Annotated in this window: 12 protein-coding genes and 1 pseudogene; 6 read left to right on the forward strand and 7 right to left on the reverse strand. The window is 63.7% G+C overall.

The window, feature by feature from the left end:
- Window positions 1–57: 57 nt before the first annotated feature.
- Genes AXW67_RS36915 through topA form a run of 4 tightly spaced genes read right to left on the reverse strand, consistent with a single transcriptional unit; the run spans window position 58 to window position 6,381 of the window.
- A complete protein-coding gene (locus AXW67_RS36915) occupies window positions 58–807 on the reverse strand; it encodes an NUDIX hydrolase (RefSeq protein ID WP_063681854.1) in 750 nt (249 codons plus the stop codon).
- 33 nt (window positions 808–840) lie between these two features.
- A complete protein-coding gene (locus AXW67_RS36920; protein ID WP_063681855.1) occupies window positions 841–1,281 on the reverse strand; it encodes a DUF983 domain-containing protein in 441 nt (146 codons plus the stop codon).
- The gene (rnr, locus tag AXW67_RS36925; RefSeq protein WP_063681856.1) at window positions 1,269–3,623 is read right to left on the reverse strand and encodes a ribonuclease R; all 2,355 of its coding nucleotides are present in this window, start codon (window positions 3,621–3,623) and stop codon (window positions 1,269–1,271) included. Before rnr ends, AXW67_RS36920 begins: the two co-directional genes overlap by 13 nt.
- Window positions 3,624–3,630: 7 nt before the next feature.
- Window positions 3,631–6,381 (reverse strand): type I DNA topoisomerase, encoded by a 2,751-nt coding sequence (gene topA, locus AXW67_RS36930; protein ID WP_063681857.1) that lies wholly within the window; start codon window positions 6,379–6,381, stop codon window positions 3,631–3,633.
- A gap of 227 nt (window positions 6,382–6,608) precedes the next feature.
- Between topA and AXW67_RS36935 the strand changes: the two genes are divergently transcribed.
- A complete protein-coding gene (locus tag AXW67_RS36935; RefSeq protein WP_027553090.1) occupies window positions 6,609–6,848 on the forward strand; it encodes a hypothetical protein in 240 nt (79 codons plus the stop codon).
- Between the two features lie 414 nt (window positions 6,849–7,262).
- Window positions 7,263–7,952, forward strand: coding sequence for a hypothetical protein (locus AXW67_RS36940; protein WP_145928122.1), 690 nt, complete (start codon window positions 7,263–7,265; stop codon window positions 7,950–7,952).
- Window positions 7,953–8,004: 52 nt separating this feature from the next.
- On the opposite strand, the gene AXW67_RS36945 is transcribed toward AXW67_RS36940, so the two are convergent.
- Window positions 8,005–8,778 (reverse strand): flavodoxin family protein, encoded by a 774-nt coding sequence (locus AXW67_RS36945; RefSeq protein ID WP_245315835.1) that lies wholly within the window; start codon window positions 8,776–8,778, stop codon window positions 8,005–8,007.
- Window positions 8,779–8,805: 27 nt separating this feature from the next.
- Window positions 8,806–9,273 carry a winged helix-turn-helix transcriptional regulator gene (locus tag AXW67_RS36950; RefSeq protein ID WP_063681873.1) on the reverse strand — a complete coding sequence of 156 codons (468 nt, stop codon included), beginning with the start codon at window positions 9,271–9,273 and terminating at the stop codon, window positions 8,806–8,808.
- A gap of 120 nt (window positions 9,274–9,393) precedes the next feature.
- On the opposite strand from AXW67_RS36950, the gene AXW67_RS36955 reads away from it, so the two are divergent.
- Both AXW67_RS36955 and AXW67_RS36960 read left to right on the forward strand, forming a co-directional pair.
- Window positions 9,394–10,167 carry a glucose 1-dehydrogenase gene (locus AXW67_RS36955; protein WP_063681874.1) on the forward strand — a complete coding sequence of 258 codons (774 nt, stop codon included), beginning with the start codon at window positions 9,394–9,396 and terminating at the stop codon, window positions 10,165–10,167.
- Window positions 10,168–10,340: 173 nt separating this feature from the next.
- Window positions 10,341–10,523 carry a hypothetical protein gene (locus AXW67_RS36960; protein ID WP_063681859.1) on the forward strand — a complete coding sequence of 61 codons (183 nt, stop codon included), beginning with the start codon at window positions 10,341–10,343 and terminating at the stop codon, window positions 10,521–10,523.
- 65 nt (window positions 10,524–10,588) lie between these two features.
- On the opposite strand, the gene AXW67_RS36965 is transcribed toward AXW67_RS36960, so the two are convergent.
- On the reverse strand, window positions 10,589–11,194 hold the full coding sequence (locus AXW67_RS36965) for an FMN-dependent NADH-azoreductase (protein WP_063681860.1): 606 nt from the start codon (window positions 11,192–11,194) through the stop codon (window positions 10,589–10,591).
- An 83-nt stretch (window positions 11,195–11,277) separates the two neighbouring features.
- Here AXW67_RS36965 and AXW67_RS36970 point away from each other — a divergent pair, with 83 nt between their 5' ends.
- Complete coding sequence (locus AXW67_RS36970; RefSeq protein ID WP_063681861.1) at window positions 11,278–11,688, forward strand: winged helix-turn-helix transcriptional regulator; 411 nt, start codon at window positions 11,278–11,280, stop codon at window positions 11,686–11,688.
- Window positions 11,689–11,805: 117 nt separating this feature from the next.
- Window positions 11,806–12,521: pseudogene (locus AXW67_RS41275) on the forward strand (IS5 family transposase).
- Window positions 12,522–12,538: the final 17 nt, after the last annotated feature.

Raw genomic sequence — 12,538 nt, forward strand, 5'->3', positions numbered from 1 at the left:
TCTTGTTTTGACGCGTTTTCTCGACGCGAACCGGTATCCACTTCGCTTGAGAACGCTCTAGCCCAAAATATCCTTCTGCATCTTGCCGCCGTAGAAATGGAAGAACGGCACCGGCGCATCGTGGCTGAGCGGGCCGGTGGCGAGGCGCGTGTCGAGCTCGTTGAGCACGTTGCGCGTCATCGGATGCAAATCGGCGAGCGGCTTGGAGCCGAGCTCGACCCACACCAGCTCGACGAGCTCCGCATCCGCATGGATCACACCCTCGACGCGGTGGGTGATCGCGGAGGCGTCCGCGGTGAAGAAGCGCGTGTCGAAGCGCTTGACGCGGCCGGGCGGGGTGATGGCGCGTGCGATCAGGAACAGGCCGGACGGATCAGGCAAGAGGCCTGCGTCCGCGAACGGCGCCCATGGACCCTCAAGCTTCGGCACCTTGCCGTCGGCCTTGCGCCCGAGGCAGAGCCCGGTCTCCTCGCAGGCCTCGCGGATCGCAGCAACGGCCAGCGACTTCGCGCGTGACGCCGGCGTCTTCGGACTGCCCTTGGCGAGGTTGGCTTCCAGCTCGGCAGTGATTGGTGCCGCGCACGGCACGCGATAATCGGCCTTGTCGACGCGGCCGCCGGGGAAGACGAATTTGCCGGGCATGAACACGACGTTGTCGTGGCGCTTGCCGACCAGGACTTTTGGAATCGTGCCACTGCGATCGACCAGGATCAGCGTCGCGGCATCCCTGGGCCGGAAATAGGGATGATGATCAGGCTCCTTCTCGTCGTGAACCTTCTCTTTTTCCGCCTGCGCCGCTTCCGTCATTTCCTCACCCGAACTGTTTTGCTTATTCTTGATTTACACCGGCGGAATACCATCCGGAGGATTGTCGTCAAAGCCGTGCATGCGCAGAGCCCATTGCAATCCGACCACGGCGCCCTTCACCGGCTGCAACAGTCCGAGTGATGCGAAGAAGGTGAAGGGCAGATAGGCCGCGAAGGTCAGCCAGACCGGCGTCGAATAGTTGGTCTCGATCCAGAGGATGGTCGGCACCACGATGTGGCCCACGATGACGATCACGAGATAGGCGGGCAGGTCGTCGGCGCGATGCGGCGTGAAGTCGAGGCCGCAGGCCGTGCAATTGTCGGCGGTCTTGAGGAAGGCGCGGAACAGCTTGCCCTGGCCGCAGCGCGGGCAGCGCCCGCGAAAGCCGCGCTTCATCGCGCTCCAGACGTCGCGCTTCTCGACGAGGCCGGTCTCGCGCGTCCAGATTTTTGGGGCCGTGCTCATTGCGTCCATGCGTTGCCCTTTGCGCCTTTACCCTTCTTTCCTTGGCCCTTCTTCCCCTTGCGGGATTTCTTCTGCTTCTCGGGCCTGCGCTTCTTTTGCTTCGGACTGCGTCCGGGATGCGCCTTGAACGATTTGCGCTGGGAACGAAAATCCCTGCGGCTGCGCGGCGCGCTCTCGCCGGCCGACAACAGCTCGAAGCGCAGTGCACCGGCAACTGGAGCTGCTTCTATCAGACGAACGTCGACGACGTCACCCAGCTGGTGCATGGCACCGCTGCGCGTGCCAACGAGAGCGTGGCGGCTCTCGTCATAGTTGAAATATTCCGTGCCAAGGGATCGGATCGGGATCAATCCGTCGGCGCCGGTCTCGCTCAGCTTGACGAACAGGCCGGCGCGCGTGACGCCGGAGACGCGGCCCTGGAACGTCGCGCCGATGCGGTCGGCGAGGTGATGGGCGATCAGCCGGTCGACGGTCTCGCGCTCCGCCTTCATCGCGCGCCGCTCGGTCAGCGAAATATGGGCGGCGACCTCGCCCAGCGTTTCCGGCGTCTCGCTGTCGGGCAAGGCGCCTTCGCCGAGGCCGAGAGCGCGAACCAAAGCGCGATGCACGACGAGGTCGGCATAGCGGCGGATCGGCGAGGTGAAATGCGCGTAGCGGCGCAGGTTCAGGCCGAAATGGCCGTAGTTTTCCGAGGAGTACTCAGCCTGTGCCTGGGCACGCAGCACCACTTCGCTGACGAGCGGGTAGTAATCATGGCCCTCGAGCTGTGCCAGCACGCGGTTGAACAGCGTCGGGCGCAGGGCGCCTGCTTTCGCGAAGGGGACGTCCAGCGTCTCCAGAAACTCCTGGAGCGCATGGACCTTTTCCAGCGTCGGCTCGTCATGCACGCGGTAGATCAGCGGCAGCGACTTCTTCTCCAGCATCTCGGCCGCCGCGACATTGGCGAGGATCATGAATTCCTCGATCAGCTTGTGCGCATCGAGCCGCTCCGGCACGACGACGCGATCGACCGTGCCGTCGCTCTTCAGCAGTATCTTCCGCTCGGGCAGGTCCAGATTGAGCGGATCGCGCTCGTCGCGGGCGCGCTTGACACAGGCATAGGCGGCATAGAGCGGCTTGAGGATCGGATCGAGCAGGGGGCCGGTGGTGTCGTCCGGCCGTCCGTCGATCGCGGCCTGCGCCTGCGCGTAATGCAGTTTCGCTGCCGAGCGCATCAGGATGCGATGGAAGGTGTGCGAGCGTTTGCGCCCGTCCGGGCCGATCACCATCCGCACCGCGAGCGCGCCGCGCGGCTCGCCCGGCACCAGCGAGCAGAGATTGTTGGAGATGCGCTCCGGCAGCATCGGCACGACGCGGTCCGGGAAATAGACCGAGTTGCCGCGGTCGAGCCCATCACGGTCGAGCGCGGTGCCCGGCCGGACATAGAAGCTGACATCGGCGATCGCAACGTTGACGATGAAGCCGCCCTTGTTGTTCGGATCGTCATCGGGCTGCGCATGCACCGCGTCGTCGTGATCCTTGGCATCGGGCGGATCGATGGTGACGAGCGGGACGTCGCGCCAGTCCTCGCGCCCTTTCAGATTGGCAGGCTCTGCCGCTTCGGCCTCGCGCTCGGCCGCGGGCGTGAACTGCAGCGGAATGTCATGGGCGTAGATTGCGATCAGGCTGATCGCCTTCTCCGACTTGACTGAGCCGAGCTTCTCCTTGACGCGGCCTGAGGCGAGGCCAAAGCCGCGCGAGCGGACGATGTCGACGCTGACGAGGTCGCCATCCTCTGCTCCTTGCGTTTCGGTCTTCGCGATATTGAGTTCACGATCGGCGAACTTCTTGTCGACCGGGATCAGCCGGCCGCCACCTTCGGGAAGGCTGCGGAAGACGCCGAGGATCCGGCTCTTGGCCTTGTCGATGACCTTGACGATGCGGCCGCGATAGGCAGGGCCTTCCTCCTCGTCCGAACGCTCCACGCGCAGCAGCGCGCGGTCGCCGACGCCGGCCGCCGTACCCGGCTTTGGCCGACGCGGCATCTCAATGAGGATTTTTGGCGGCTCGCCGCTTTCGACCTCGTCCCATTCGGCGGGGGAGGCGATCAGCTCGCCATCGGAGTCGCGACCGGTGATGTCGGCGAGCAGCGTCGGCGGCAGGCTCTCCGGTTCCGAGACCTTGTGGCGCTTCTTCTTGATGATTCCGTCGTCGGCGAGCTCGCGCAGCATGCGCTTGAGCTCGACGCGATCGGCGTTCTTCAGGCCGAACTCGCGCGCAATTTCGCGAGTCCCGACCTTTCCGTGATTTGCCTTGATGAAGGCGACGATGGCATTCCGATCGGGAAAGCCACGGTCATTCTTGCGTTTCACTTAACCTCTAATTCTTGCCGGCACTCTTCTTGGCCGGAGCCTTGTTGGCGCCACTTGCCTTGGTCGGCGACGTCTTCGCGGTCGACGACACGGCTGCGCGCGCCTTGCTGGTGGATTCTGATTTGGTCTTGGCCGCGGCTTTCTTCGCGGCCGGTTTCTTAGGTTTAGGCGCGGCTTCCTCGCCATCGGCGCTCTTCGCCGCCTTGGTTGCCTTCTTAGACTCCTTGGCCTTCTTCGCCTTGGTCTTGCCGCCGCCCTTGGCCGCGCGCTCGTCGATCAGCGCGATCGCCTGCGGCAGCGTGATCGCGTCCTTCTCGATCTCGCTCGGGATCGTGGCGTTGACGCCGCCTGCGGTGACGTAGGGGCCGTAGCGGCCGCTCTTCACGGTGACGGTGCCGAGCGTCGGGTGATCGCCGATCGCCTTGCCGGGATCAGCGCCGAAGCGCCGGCTCGGGCCTTTGGCGGCCTTTTCCGCGATCAGCGTGACCGCGCGATTGAGGCCGATGTCGAAGACCTCGTCGCCGGCCTCTAGGCTGGCGTACGTCTTCTCGTGCTTCACGAAAGGCCCGAAGCGGCCGAGACCTGCGGTGATCGGCTGACCGGTTTCCGGATGCTTGCCGATCTCACGCGGCAGCGACAACAGTTTCAGTGCGAGCTCGAGGTCGACGTCGCCGGGGGACGTGCCCTTCGGGATGCCCGCGCGCTTCGGCTTCTCGCCTTCCGCATAATCCTTCTGCTCGCCGAGCTGGATATAGGGCCCGAACCGGCCGGCCTTGACCCAGACGTCGAAGCCGGTGTCGGGATCCTGGCCGAGCGAGCGGTCGGCGCTCGCCTCGCTGTCGGCAGCGAGCTGGCGGGTGTAGCGGCATTCCGGATAGTTCGAGCAGCCGACGAAGGCGCCGAACTTGCCGGCCTTCAGGTTGAGCCGGCCGCTGCCGCAGCTCGGGCACTGCCTGATGTCGCCGCCATCGGCGCGGGGCGGATAGATGTGCTGTCCCAGCATGTCGTCGAGCACGTCAAGCACCTGCGCGACGCGCAGATCCTTGATGTCGTCGACGGCGCCGATGAAGTCGCGCCAGAATTCCTTCAGCACCTGCTGCCAGGAAATCTCGTTGTTGGAGATGCGGTCGAGCTGCTCTTCCAGATTGGCGGTGAAGTCGTATTCGACGTAGCGGCTGAAGAAGCTCTCCAGGAACGCGACCACGACGCGGCCCTTGTCCTCGCCGTGCAGGCGCTTCTTCTCGAGCTTGACGTAGCCGCGGTCCTTCAGGACCTGGAGGATAGAGGCATAGGTCGAGGGCCGGCCGATGCCGAGCTCTTCCATGCGCTTGACCAGCGAGGCTTCTGAGAAGCGCGGCGGCGGCTCGGTGAAGTGCTGGGTGACGGCGAGCGACTGCCGCTTCAGGGCTTCGCCCGCGCTCATGCCGGGCAGGCGGCGGGAGTCCTCGTCCTCTTCGTCGTCGCGGCCCTCTTGGTAGAGCGCGAGGAAGCCGTCGAACTTGACGACCTGGCCTGTGGCGCGCAGCTCCAGCGTGCGACCGCCGGCCTTCGCCGTGATGTCGACGGTGGTGCGCTCGAGCTCGGCCGCTTCCATCTGGCTCGCGATGGTGCGCTTCCAGATCAGCTCGTAGAGCTTGGCCTGGTCGGCATCGAGCTTGCGGGCCATGGCGGCCGGGCGGCGGGAGAGGTCGGTCGGGCGGATCGCCTCGTGCGCTTCCTGGGCGTTCTTGGCCTTGGTCTGGTACTGGCGGGGCGCATCCGGCACGTAGGCGTTGCCGTAATCCTCGCCGATCACCTTGCGCGCCTGGGTGATCGCTTCGCCGGCGATCTGCACGCCGTCGGTACGCATATAAGTAATGAGTCCGGTGGTTTCGCCGCCGATGTCGATGCCCTCATAGAGCCGCTGCGCGATGCGCATCGTGTGCGCCGGCGCAAAACCGTATTTGCGGCTGGCTTCCTGCTGCAGGGTCGAGGTGGTGAACGGGGCCTGCGGATTGCGCCGGGCCGGCTTGGCGTCGACCGCGGTCACCGCGTAGGTGGCCAGTTCCAGCGCCTTCTTGAAGTCTTCCGCTTCCGCGCCGGTGCCGATGTCGAGCCGCTGGATCTTCTTGCCGTCGGCGCCGACCAGGCGCGCCTCGAAGGCGTCGCCGCGCGGCGTCAGCAAAGTCGCGATCAGCGACCAGTATTCGCGAGCCACGAATTTCTCGATCTCGAGCTCGCGGTCGCAGACGAGGCGCAGCGCCACCGACTGCACGCGGCCGGCCGAGCGGGCGCCCGGCAGTTTCCGCCACAGCACGGGGGAGAGTGTGAAGCCGACCAGATAGTCCAGCGCGCGGCGCGCCATATAGGCATCGACCAGCGCGCCGTCGATCTCGCGCGGATGCTTCATCGCTTCCGAGACCGCCTGCTTGGTGATGGCGTTGAACACCACGCGCTCGATCTTCTGGTCCTTCAGCGCGCGCTTCTCTTTCAGGACCTCCAGCACGTGCCAGGAGATCGCCTCGCCTTCGCGATCAGGGTCGGTGGCGAGAATCAGGCGCTCGGCACCCTTCAGGGACTTGGCAATGTCGTTGAGCCGGCCGGCCGCCTTGGGGTCGACCTCCCAGATCATCTTGAAATTTTCGTCCGGATCGACGGAACCGTTCTTGGCAGGCAGGTCGCGGACATGGCCGAACGAGGCCAGAACCTCGTAGGACGAGCCCAAATATTTGTTGATCGTCTTGGCTTTCGCCGGCGACTCCACAATGACGATATTCATGTAGTTCCAGTAACTTACGGGAAAATCTTGGGCCGAATTCGAAAGGACTCGCATCGGCCGTTTCGACCCGAACATGGGTGGTGAGGCCCCCGCTGTCAAATCGAGGGGTGTTGAAAGGCGTCCCGATGGGAAAAGTTTCATATCGAGAAAGTTGTAAAATACCACCCTGGAGTTGCGGTCGATGTCGGCGTAAAGTTTGCGCGGGGCATGGATTCGGGTGGGGACTGGTGACCAAGCCAGCAAGAAAACGGGCGCGCGCCGTAACAGGCGCGCAACGAGGCTCGCGTCATGAGGAACCGGGCGAGGGTGGGGCGGATGAGGCGGTTGCCTTCATCGCCGAGCAGGTGGCAGCGCTGCGCAAGCTCGCCGAGCGCCACAAGCTCGACGTGCTGCATTATCTCCTGGGCATGACGCAGCTCGAAGCCGACGAGCATTTGAGGCTGCGGACGAAGCGGAAGCTGTCGTAGGGGGCGGAGGGGGGCCGCGTGTTGCTGTCGAACCCGTCATCCTGAGGTGCGAGTGGCGCGATGCAGAGCATCGCGCCGGGAGCCTCGAAGGATGAACGGCCGAGATGCAGCGGGGCCGTCGCCCTTCGAGGGCCGCTGAAGGAGCGGCCAGCTCAGGGTGACGGGCAGCAGAATGAGCGCACCGCTCTAACCCCCCGTCGTTGCGAGCGCAGCGAAGCAATCCAGAATCCCTCCGCGGAAAGACTCTGGATTGCTTCGCTGCGCTCGCAATGATGGTGAGGCGGCTCTTCAGGTCCGGCCGGGGGACGAGCCACACGCTGTCACACCGCCTTTACGGTGCAACGGGCGAATGTCGTCGAAGAGCAGTTCGCGATCAGCGCAACATGGTCGCCAGCATCGAGCGAGGGAGACTTCGTGCAAGACACTTTCCTGCCTCAGCCATTTCTGAAAGCGTTTCCCGAGCCAGAAGCGGTCTTCGTCGAACCGGTTGCCAGATATCAACGCCTCCTCAATCCGCTCGTATCCATCCAGCTTTCAGCAATCGATCCAAGCCTCTCGGGCTGGCTCCATCTCGTCAGTCCGATCGAGCCCTATGAAGGATACGTTGGCGAGATGGGCGAGGCCTATTGGGGGCCCTACCTGCAAAGCAACTGGATCGGCTTCCGTGTAGGCTCAGACGATCGATACAAGTTGCTTGGCGATTTCCGGTTTTTTGAGGTCGAGGCGGCCGAAGCGGAAGGGGAAAAGGGGCATCTTCGGGATCATTACGACGAACAGCATGCGAGCTTTGCGGCATGCAAGGCCGCTTTTGCCAAGTCAGGCCAGATCTGCCGGGTGTTTCGAGGGCGAGAACCAATCCCGGTGCCAGCGCTTTCCCAGCTCGGCGGCGACGCGCCGGTTGGCAACATGGAATGGCAAGACGTGCCCGGAGCCGCGTTCACTTATGCCTGCGGCGATACATCCCCGATGACGCGCGATGGCCGGCCGTATCGGTTCATTGCGGCCGTACCCGGTTGGAACTACCGCAGCTCCGGCGCAGATAACATCCTGCTTTATTACGATCCGGTCGAACGTATCGTTCTCCAGACCTTCGATTTTACGTAGTAGCCCGGAAGGAGCCGGGCCGTCGCCCTTCGAGGGCCGCTGAAGAAGCGGCTCAGGGTGACGGTGAGAAAGTTGAACGCATCGCTCCAACCCGATCATTGCGACCGACCATATTTGCCAATCGCTGGCCGAGATATTCGGCCGTGATCAGATCGCTCTGCGGCAATGCGCCGTCGACCAGGTGGGTCGCGAGGCCAAGCTGGCTGCCCAGCCGATTGCGACCGCTCGGATCCTCTCCGCCCGGAATATCCAGCCCGCACCAGAGCATGCCGTGCTGCGCAGCCAGAATGGAGAAGTAGGTCAACGTGTGCAGTTGATCGCCGCCCGCGCAGGCGCCCGTCGTGAAGCCGGCTGCGATCTTGCTAGCCCATCGCTGCTGGCTCCATCGGTCACTTGAAGCGTCTGCGAAGGCTTTGAATTGGGCCGCCGGTCCGCCCATGTAGGTCGGGCTGCCGAAAGCGACGGCACTGGCCCGGTCGATCGTCTCCACCAATCGCGCATTCCGGAATCGGCCCGCCACGATATCGTCGCCGACGATCCGGCAAAGCGCGATCTCCGCCATCTCGGCCGCGCCGCGTGCGACCGCATGCGCCAGCGTCTCGGTGGTGCCGGAGATGGAAAAATAGACGATGGCGAGCAGGGGCATGGTGGTGCCATTTTGCGGTGTCCAGCCATCTTCGACGGCGTCTTCATTTTGTACAAGTCCCTCCGCGCCGTCGTTGCGAGCGCAGCGAAGCAATCCAGAGTCTTTCCGCGGAGGGACTCTGGATTGCTTCGTCGCATCAGCGCAAAATTGCTTCGCAATTTTGTCGCGAGCTCCTCGCAATGACGCCGTGGCAGCAGTTTGGTGCTATCAATCCGACCGCCGCCGCGGCGCCGGCCGTGGCTTCAGCATGGTGTCGGCTGGCGTGAGCAGGCGGCCGTCCTCGGCGCGCATTTCGAGCTTCTTCACCGGGCGGCCTTTCGCGCGATCGACCAGGATGGTTGCGATCTCCTCGGGGTGGTCGTCGAACTCCTCGCTCCATTGCCGGAGCGCGACCAGGATTGGGAAGGCGCCGCGGCCTTTCGGCGTCAGTACATATTCTGAATAGGCGCTGCCGTCGGAGGCGGGGGCGGTTGCGAGGATGCCGTGGTCGACCAGCGCGCGCAGCCGCACGGCCAAAATGTTCTTCGCCATACCCAGCTTGCTCTGAAACTCGCCGAAGCGGCGCAGGCCGAACAGCGCCTCGCGAATGATCAGGAGCGACCACCAGTCGCCGATCGCTTCCAGCGACCGCGCGATCGGGCAGGCGTCACCTTCAAAGCTCGTTCGTTTCACCATCGTCTCGGTCCCATCGTGTCCGCCGATCCCGGCATCGATCACGCGCTTGTGTGGTTGCATTATAAAACCATTTGGCCTAGATGGCAACGTAGTTTCATTATGCAACCATTGGAGGCGAGCGTGAGACTGAAGAACAAGACGGCACTGATCACCGGCGGCAACAGCGGCATCGGCCTTGCGACCGCAAAGCTGTTCGTCGCCGAGGGCGCCAAGGTGATCATCACCGGACGCAACAAGGAAACGCTGCAGGCCGCCGCGAGAGAACTCGGTCCGAACGCGCTCGCGCTCGCTGCCGATGCGACCGACATCGCCGCGACCGAAGCCGCGATCAGGAAGGGGGCCGAAAAGTTCGGCAAGCTCGACATCGTATTCGCCAATGCCGGGATCCCCGGCAGCACGCCGCTCGGTTCAGCGACGCTGGAGACCTTCGAGAAGGTCATCAGCACCAATCTCACCGGGGTGTTCTTCACAGTGCAATCGGCGTTGCCCTACCTCAACGACAATGCCTCGATCATTCTCAACGGCTCGGTGATTTCCGTGCTCGGCATTCCCGGCTACTCGGCTTACGGCGCCGCGAAGGCCGGCGTGCGGGCGATGGCGCGGATCATGGCGTCGGAGCTGTCGCCGCGCGGCATCCGCGTCAATGTGGTCGCGCCCGGTGCGATCCGCACGCCGATCTGGGGCGCCGCGATCGCAACGCCCGAAGCCGAAAAGGCGTTCGAGAAGCGCATCGCGCTGTCGACGCCGCTCGGCCGCATCGGTGAACCGGATCACATCTCGAAGACGGTGCTGTTCCTCGCCTCGGATGATTCCGCGCATGTGCAGGGCCAGGAGATCTTCGTCGACGGCGGCGCGGTTGCCTCTCCGAGTGGCGCTCCGATCTATCGCGGTTGAGCAACTCTGACGAAAATTGAATCGGCCGGTAGCGCCAGGGCTTGGTTGCACCGGCCGTTTCTAGCGTCAGGGAAGTGTATTTCATGAACCTTCCGTGATGCGTTGAACTTTGGCGCAAGCTGCACAGACATTCGTACGGGCGGGGTCATAAGACCCATTTAAGGGAGCCCGTTATGTCAAAAGCAGGTCGCATTTTTTCTTCGATTTCAGCACCGCGTATTTACACTGAAAAATCCGCTATTCCGGCCAAGCGCTCCGACAGTACTGAATTCGTGGCGGTCGCCATCTTCTCCGGTGTCGGCTTGTTGATCTCGCTGATTGCCGTGATCCTGGGCATGCAGGGGGTCTGGTTTTAGCTTCGCTTACTCGGCCCCCGGCTGCCGCCGCCGGGTGACGGCGGCAGATGGAGCTTGCGTCGGCCTTAAGCGGCGCGAAGATTGATCGCGGCCTCGAGCGCGCCCGCCAGCGCCTTTTCGCGATGCTCCGGCCCTACCTGGATGCCGTCGGCAATAATGAATTCGGGATTGACGCCGATGAAGCCGAACACGCCGCGCAAGTAGGTTTCGAGATGCTCGAGCGCGGCGAGCGGCGTGCCTGCGCCATAGTAGCCGCCGCGTGAGATCGCCAGGATCACCCGCTTGCCACCGGCGAGGCCCTGCGGTCCGTTCGCCCCGTAGCTGAACGTCTTGCCTGCCACCACGATGCGGTCGATCCAGGCCTTGAGCTGGCTCGGGATCGTGAAGTTGTACATGGGGGCGCCGATCACGACGATATCGGCAGCAAGGAACTCGTCGAGCGCGGTCGCACCCGCTGCAAGGTCGGGGCCGAGTTCCGCTGGTGCGGGCGCGCCCTGCGCGACCGCGAGGTGCGATCCGGAAAGATGGGCCAGCGGGGTCTGCGTCAGGTCACGATAGACGATGTCGAGCGACGGCGTCGCCTGCTTGAGCCTGTCGACGATGGCGGCGGAAACTTGCCGGCTGACGGAGTGGGGGCCGAGCACGCTGGAGTCGATATGAAGGAGTTTCATTTGGGATCACCCTGGTATAGGATTGTAACCAGCGCTACATGAGTGACTATCGAAATCCCCGCAAGAACGCACTTTTTTGAGCCATGAGCACATCCTTGAAACTGACACACACCGATTTGCCTGCCGCGCCGAGGCCGGATCCCGACCATGCGGACTGCCGCGGGGTCGCCTCCGTGCTGTCGCGCGTCGGCGACAAATGGAGCGTGTTCGTCATCATGATGCTCGGCGACGGGCCAAAGCGCTTCAACGAGCTCAAGCGCATGATCAACGGCATCTCGCAGCGGATGCTGACCTTGACGTTGCGCGGGCTGGAGCGCGACGGGCTCGTCACGCGCACGATCTTCCCGACCATTCCGCCGCGCGTGGATTACGAACTGACCGATCTCGGCCGCGGGCTGTCGCGGCCCGTGGAGGCGCTGGGCAAATGGGCGATGGAGCATCTTGAGCAGATCGAGGCGGCCCGTACGCGCTTCGATGGGCGCAACGAGCCCTAGGCGGTGTGGACTCTAAGGATTCCCTTTTGAGAGCAAATCAGATTCAAGGCTTCTTTTTGGGAGGCGGCCTTGGGTGTGATGGATCGTTTGGTGTTGAGCGACGCGGCCTGGGAGCGCATGGCGCCGCTGATCATAGGCCGGCCCGACCAGAAGGGTTCGACCGGGCGGGACAACCGGATGTTCGTGGAAGGTGTGCTCTGGATCGTGCGTACAGGCTCTCCCTGGCGCGACCTTCCGGAGGCGTTCGGAGACTGGAACAGCGTATTCCGGCGCTTCAGTCGATGGAGCATCAAGGGTGTTTGGTGGCGGATCTTCGAGGCGATGTCTGATGATCCAGACTTCGAATATCTGATCGTCGATTCCACCATCGTCCGGGCGCATCAGCACGCCGCCGGGGCGAAAAAAGGGGGTCTGAAGATCAGGCGCTTGGCCGCTCGCGCGGCGGCCTGAGCACGAAGATACATATGGCCGTTCGCGGCTTGGGGTGTCCTGTACGGTTCACGCTCACCGCAGGCCAGAAGGGCGATGCACCACAGGCCGCCGCATTGATCGAGGGACTGCCGGCCGAGGTCGTCATCGCCGATACAGCCTATGACGCCGATCATTTGCGCCAAGACATCGCCGCCAAAAAGGCGCTCGCCGTCATCCCCAACAACCCGTCACGCGCCCTCAAATATCCGCTCGACAAACATCTCTATGCCCAGCGCCATCTCGTGGAATGCTGCTTCTCCAAACTCAAGCAGTTCCGCCGCGTCGCTACCCGCTTCGAAAAGACCGCCCGAAATTACCGAGCCGTCGTCACTCTCGCTGCCATCGTCCTATGGATGCGATAAGTGTCCACACCGCCTAG

The organism is Bradyrhizobium neotropicale, from assembly GCF_001641695.1.
Lineage (GTDB): Bacteria > Pseudomonadota > Alphaproteobacteria > Rhizobiales > Xanthobacteraceae > Bradyrhizobium > Bradyrhizobium neotropicale.

Coding starts and splice junctions, on each gene's coding strand:
- AXW67_RS36960 (WP_063681859.1), top strand. CDS start 10,341: ATGTCAAAAGCAGGTCGCATTTTTTCTTCGATTTCAGCACCGCGTATT.
- AXW67_RS36965 (WP_063681860.1), bottom strand. CDS start 11,194: ATGAAACTCCTTCATATCGACTCCAGCGTGCTCGGCCCCCACTCCGTC.
- AXW67_RS36970 (WP_063681861.1), top strand. CDS start 11,278: ATGAGCACATCCTTGAAACTGACACACACCGATTTGCCTGCCGCGCCG.
- topA (WP_063681857.1), bottom strand. CDS start 6,381: ATGAATATCGTCATTGTGGAGTCGCCGGCGAAAGCCAAGACGATCAAC.
- AXW67_RS36915 (WP_063681854.1), bottom strand. CDS start 807: ATGACGGAAGCGGCGCAGGCGGAAAAAGAGAAGGTTCACGACGAGAAG.
- AXW67_RS36950 (WP_063681873.1), bottom strand. CDS start 9,273: ATGGTGAAACGAACGAGCTTTGAAGGTGACGCCTGCCCGATCGCGCGG.
- AXW67_RS36920 (WP_063681855.1), bottom strand. CDS start 1,281: ATGGACGCAATGAGCACGGCCCCAAAAATCTGGACGCGCGAGACCGGC.